We start from the raw sequence: 4,753 nt of genomic DNA on the forward strand, positions 1-4,753 counted from the left end.
TCCAAGCGTTGTAACAACTTGGTATTGTACGGAAGAGGATGATGGTTCTGTTGTTACAGAAACACTTTACTTCTATGATGACAGCACATTTAAAGATGTAAATTCTTCTGAAGGCATAAATATAACTGTTGCAACTGGAACATATACTGGTGATACAACAAAAGATGGAAATGTTGTAATAACAATAAAGAAAATTGTAAAAGGCGCACTTGAAGACTCTGAATCAATGGAGCTTGTTGATGTTCCGTCAGAATATGCTTCAAAACTTGTTATTAAAGCTACAATTAATGGAAATACATTGACTGCTGTAACGGATGATGAGACTAGTTATTATATTAAAAAATAACTTTTTCTTCACTGAATAATTTTTAGGCTGTCAGTTCTTGGAATGCGCTTCAAGCAATTGGCAGCCTTTTTTGTCTTTAAAATTTTCTATTGTAAAACCCCAATATTCATGTTACTATAAAAAGATACATACACTTTTTAATCTTTTTGAGGTTTTTCGCAATGTCCAAAAAAATGATAATGGGAAACGAGGCGATTGCCTTGGGCGCAATTTGTGCCGGGGTAAATGTAATTTCCGGCTATCCGGGAACGCCTTCATCAGAGATAATAGAATTTGCGGCAAAATATATAAAGCAGACTGGCGCTTACATAGAATGGTCGGTCAACGAAAAAGCGGCTCTTGAAGTTGCGGCTGGAGCTTCTTATTGCGGCGCGCGCACTTTGGTCACAATGAAGCAAGTTGGACTGAATGTTGCCGGCGACCCTGCAATGTGTCTTTCCTACGTTGGCGTAAAAGGCGGAATGGTAATTGTAAGCGCGGACGATCCGGGACCAATCAGCTCGCAGACAGAACAAGACACAAGAATGTATGGTGCGTTTTCAAAGATTCCAGTTTTTGATCCAAGCTCGCCGGAAGAAGCATTTGAGATGATTCAGCAGGCATTTGAATTTTCTGAAAGATACAATACGCCGGTATTGCTTCGCCCTACAACGAGAGTTGACCACGGATACGCAAGCATGGAAATTCCGGAGCTTCCAAAGGCAAAAAAAATTAAAGGATTTGAAAAGGACACAAGCCGCTGGGTAATTTTTCCACGCACATCTTTTTTGAACCACAAGCGGATTTTTGAACGCAACGAATTTATTCTTCCGTCTGAATTTTCAAAAAGCAAATTTGATTTTATAGAAAACAAAATTCCGGGCAGCAAAAAAGGAATCGTTGCAAGCGGCGTGAGCTATTGTTATGCGAAGGAAGCTTTGGAAATTCTTGGCGAAAAAAATATTCCTGTTTTAAAAATCGGAACGCCTTATCCTTTTCCGTCTGAGCTTGCAAAAAATTTTTTAACGGACGCAGAAGAAGTTCTTGTAATTGAAGAGCTTGACCCGGTTATTGAAAACGAGCTTTTAAAGCTGTGCGGAAAAAATCATCTTGAAAATAAAATTCACGGAAAACTCACAAAAGAAATTCCAGAAGCCGGAGAATATTCTGTAGAAATTGCAAAGCAGGCGATTGCAAAATTTCTTGGACTTGAACTTTCAGAAAATAAAATTGAGCTTCCTCCTCTTCCTGTGCGTCCTCCTGTTCTTTGCGCAGGCTGTCCTCACCGTGCGAGTTTTTATGCGGTAAAGCAGGCGATGAAAGGCGAGAAGACTGTCTACTGCGGCGACATCGGATGCTACACTTTGGGAAATGCCAAGCCGCTTGATATGTGCGACACTTGCCTTTGCATGGGCGCGGACATAACCATGGCGCAGGGATTCTTTCATGCGGAAAACGACAGGCACTGTTTTTCGTTCATCGGCGATTCAACTTTCTTTGCTTCTGGAATCACAGGCGTTGTGAATGCGGTCTACAATCAAGCTCGCCAGACAATCTGCATTCTGGACAATTCCACAACTGCAATGACAGGACATCAGCCTCATCCCGGAACAGGCGTTACGATGATGGGCGAAATCACGGAAAAAATCAGCATAGAAAAAATCCTCAAGGCGGTCGGAGTTGAGCCTGTCGTTACGGTGAATCCGTTCAACTTGGAAGAAAGCATTGCGGCAGTAAAAGAATGCGATTCGCACAAAGGAGTCAGCGCGGTGATTTTCAAGTCTCCGTGTATCGCACTTTTGCGCAAGGAAGAATTCAAGGAATTTAGAAAGCCTGCTCTTTACGTTGAAAATGAAAAATGCGTCGGCTGCAAAAAATGCATAAACGAAATTGGCTGTCCAGCTCTAGGCATGAACGGCAAAAAAGCCCAGATTGACTCTTCGCTATGTACGGGTTGTTCGTTGTGCTCGCAGATTTGTCCGGTGAATGCGATTGCTTCAAAAAATTAAAGGCGGAAAAAATGAGTGTGAATATTTTGATATGCGGAATCGGCGGGCAGGGAACTGTTCTTGCCGCTAAACTTTTGGATCAGGCGGCTCTTCTTTGCGGGCTTACGGTTCACTCTGCGGAAACAATCGGAATGGCTCAGCGCGGCGGTTCAGTCGTAAGCCACGTTAGAATCGGAGAAAACTGCTGGTCGCCCCTCATTCCACTTGGTCAGGCGGACATGATTATTTCTTTTGAAATGACAGAAGCTGTAAGAAACATTCAGTATTTAAAACGCGGCGGAACAATCGTTGTGAATAAAAAAGTTACGTTGTCTTCAGCTTGCGCCGGAAAAGAAAATTCAACTGATGAAAATACTCTTTTGGAATTTCTGAATAAAAATTGTAACTCTGTTTGCGTTGTTGATTCAGAAAAAATTTGTTGTGAGCTTGGCACTTCAAAAGTTGTAAACACAATTCTTTTGGGCGCGGCGGCTTCACGCGGAATAAACGGAATCAGCATAGAAAAAATAAAAGAAGCTTTAAGAACAACGGTAAAACCTGCGTTGGTTGACATTAACATAAAGGCATTGGAAAAAGGCTTTGGAGGAAAAATATGAAATTGAATGAAAAGCAGCTTGCTCAAGTTGACAAGCAGATTAAGCGTCTTATTGCAGGCGACAGTTACTACGGAAAAATTTTGAAAGAGAAAAAAATTACCGGCGTTTCAAGTCAGGAAGAATTTGAATCCCTTCCGTTTTCTAGCAAGGACGATTTGCGCAACGCATATCCGCTTGGAATTCAGGCTGTGCCGGATGAAGAAATTGTTAGAATCCATTCATCGTCAGGAACAACAGGAAAGCCGGTTATAATTCCGTACACTGCAAAAGATGTTGACGACTGGGCGATTATGTTTGCGCGCTGCTACGAAACTGCCGGAATCACAAAAAAAGACAGAATCCAGATTACGCCGGGCTACGGACTTTGGACAGCGGGAATCGGATTTCAGGCTGGATGCGAAAAACTTGGCGCAATGGCAATTCCGATGGGACCGGGCAACACAGAAAAACAGCTTCAGATGATGCAGGATTTAAAATCAACTGTAATCACGGCGACTTCTTCTTACGCTCTTTTGCTTGCGGAGGAAATCAATAAGCGTGGACTCAAAGACAAAATTTGTTTGAAGAAAGGCGTGTTCGGTTCTGAACGCTGGTCAAAAAAAATGCGCAAGTATATCAAAGACGAGCTTGGAATTGAGCTTTACGACATTTACGGACTTACAGAAATTTACGGACCGGGAATCGGAATCAACTGCGAAAAAGAAAGCGGCATTCATTATTGGGACGATTACATTTATATAGAAATAATCGATCCGAAAACTGGAAAAATTTTGCCGGACGGAGAAGAAGGCGAAATCGTAATTACAACTCTCGTAAAGGAAGGAGCACCGCTTTTAAGGTTCAGAACGCACGACATTTCAAGAATTATTCCTGAAAAATGCAGCTGCGGAAGATGCTATCCGCGAATCGACATGATAAAGGGAAGAAGCGACGACATGTTTAAAGTTCACGGCGTAAATATGTTCCCAAGCCAAGTTGAAGAGTTACTGCAAAATGTTGACGGAGTTTCAAGCGAATATTCAATTGCAATTGCGCACGATGACGAAATCAACAAGGACATTATGATTCTTACTGCGGAAGCCGAGGGCAGAGTGAACTTTGACGAAACCGCAAAAAAAATCGGCGAAATGTTCAAGTCTAAAATCGGAGTAACTCCAAAAATTACAATTGTTCCGGTTGGTACTCTTCCACGCAGTGAAAAGAAAACAAAGCGCGTAACCGACTACCGCGACAACTGAAATAGAGTTTGCAACAAGTTGGATAAATTGGTAGAATAAAAAAATATTTACAAACAGAATTTTTTTGGAGAAACTATGAGCGATAAAAAAGATTTGTGTCCATGCGGTTCAGGAAAAGATTATGCTGAATGCTGCGAAAAAATTATAAAAGGCACAGAAAAAGCAAAAACTGCTGAAGCTCTTATGAGGGCGCGCTATACAGCTTATGTAAAGCATGAAATTGATTTTATTATCAACAGCTGCGAGAAAAGCGAAAAAATTGCAGAAATTGACCGCAAGGCAACTGAAGATTGGAGCAACAACAGCACTTGGCATGGCTTGAAAATTCTTCGTACAGAAAAAGGAACAGAAAACGACGACGAGGGCATTGTTGAATTTGAAGCTGAATACACTTCAAAAGGAATGCACGACATTCACCACGAAATCGGCGGCTTCAAAAAAGTAAACGGCGAATGGCTTTATAGCGAAGGCATGATGCGCCCAACAACAGTTGTAAGAGAAGGCAGAAAAATCGGCCGCAATGAACCATGCCCTTGTGGAAGCGGAAAAAAATATAAAAATTGCTGCGGCAAGAATTGACGCAGC

At 41.8% G+C, this 4,753-nt stretch carries 5 protein-coding genes; all 5 read left to right on the plus strand.

Annotation, left to right across the window (positions count from 1 at the left end; all coding sequences use genetic code 11):
* Window positions 1-346 (plus strand): hypothetical protein (locus B4C08_RS10465; RefSeq protein WP_296665170.1); only part of this gene is annotated, 346 nt, incomplete at its 5' end.
* Window positions 347-507: 161 nt separating this feature from the next.
* Window positions 508-2,334: an indolepyruvate ferredoxin oxidoreductase subunit alpha gene (iorA, locus tag B4C08_RS10470; RefSeq protein WP_296665172.1), complete on the plus strand. Its 1,827-nt coding sequence runs from the start codon at window positions 508-510 to the stop codon at window positions 2,332-2,334.
* An 11-nt stretch (window positions 2,335-2,345) separates the two neighbouring features.
* Window positions 2,346-2,930: an indolepyruvate oxidoreductase subunit beta gene (locus tag B4C08_RS10475; RefSeq protein WP_296665174.1), complete on the plus strand. Its 585-nt coding sequence runs from the start codon at window positions 2,346-2,348 to the stop codon at window positions 2,928-2,930.
* Complete coding sequence (locus B4C08_RS10480) at window positions 2,927-4,168, plus strand: phenylacetate--CoA ligase family protein (RefSeq protein ID WP_296665176.1); 1,242 nt, start codon at window positions 2,927-2,929, stop codon at window positions 4,166-4,168. The genes B4C08_RS10475 and B4C08_RS10480 overlap by 4 nt, the downstream gene beginning before the upstream one ends.
* 75 nt (window positions 4,169-4,243) lie before the next feature.
* Window positions 4,244-4,747: a YchJ family protein gene (locus B4C08_RS10485; RefSeq protein WP_296665177.1), complete on the plus strand. Its 504-nt coding sequence runs from the start codon at window positions 4,244-4,246 to the stop codon at window positions 4,745-4,747.
* Window positions 4,748-4,753 lie beyond the last annotated feature (6 nt).

The organism is Treponema sp. UBA753 (genome assembly GCF_002297325.1).
GTDB lineage: Bacteria > Spirochaetota > Spirochaetia > Treponematales > Treponemataceae > Treponema_D.